Annotated in this window: 1 protein-coding gene; it reads left to right on the forward strand. The window is 52.5% G+C overall.

Translation table 11 applies throughout. The annotated features are described in order from the left end of the window. Window positions 1-828: group II intron maturase-specific domain-containing protein (locus KOE80_RS20115; RefSeq protein WP_226349843.1), on the forward strand; the 828-nt coding region annotated here is incomplete at its 5' end. Window positions 829-978 lie beyond the last annotated feature (150 nt).

The following is a 978-nucleotide window of genomic DNA, read 5'->3' on the forward strand; positions in this document are numbered from 1 at the left end:
AAAGACTTGTTGGAGACTGAAATCAGGCCGTGGGTAGAAGCCTTCCTTGCACAACGAGGACTGCGACTATCGCCGGAAAAGACGAAAGTCGTACATATAGACGAAGGCTTTGACTTTCTGGGATGGAACTTTCGCAAGTACAACGGAAAGTTGCTCATCAAGCCTAGCAAAAAGAACGTGCAAGCGTTCTACCGCAAGGTCAGAGAGATCGTAAAAACGCACTTAATGGTGAAGCAGGAGGTGCTCATTGCCAAGCTCAACCCTGTTTTACGGGGATGGGCTCAGTACCACCAACCGGTGGTGGCGAAAGAAACCTTCAGTCGGATGGACAATCTGATCTACTGGCGCCTTGTGCGCTGGTCGAGACGACGACATCCGAATAAGTCCCGACCGTGGTGCCATCGCCGTTACTGGCAAAGCATCGCAGGTCGGAACGAGTTTGCTGCAACGATACGGACAGAAGAAGGCTCCTTCCCGATCACCCTGTTGAGGCTTGCCGATACAGAGATCGTGAGGCACGAGAAAATCAAGGGGGATTACAACCCGTTTGATTTATCGTGGGAGGTCTATGGTGAACAGTTAAGGACGAAGCGGCTGCTTAAACGCATCGCTTATAGAACCGAGACTGCAAAACTATATGTGTCCCAAGCAGGGCGCTGCGCCTTGTGCGGGGAACCTCTGGACTACGAGAGCGGATGGCATGACCACCACCTGGTTTATCGGATGGATGGTGGGTCAGACGCCCTATCGAACCGAGTGCTTTTGCATCCGGTCTGTCACATAAGAGTGCATGCCCTTGGTTTGCAAGTAGTGAAGCCGGCCCGATAAGGGCTTTGAGTCCAGACAGGGAAGGGCGATCGGATATATAATCCGAAGCTATGTCTGCTGGATGTGTTGTGCTTGAGCCGGATGCGGTGAAAGTCGCAAGTCCGGTTCTTAGGGGGGAATGGTTCAGCAATGAACCGTTCCTACCCTCCA

The sequence above is a fragment of the Alcaligenes sp. 13f genome (assembly GCF_020496585.1).
GTDB classification, from domain to species: Bacteria; Pseudomonadota; Gammaproteobacteria; order Burkholderiales; family Burkholderiaceae_B; genus Alcaligenes; species Alcaligenes phenolicus.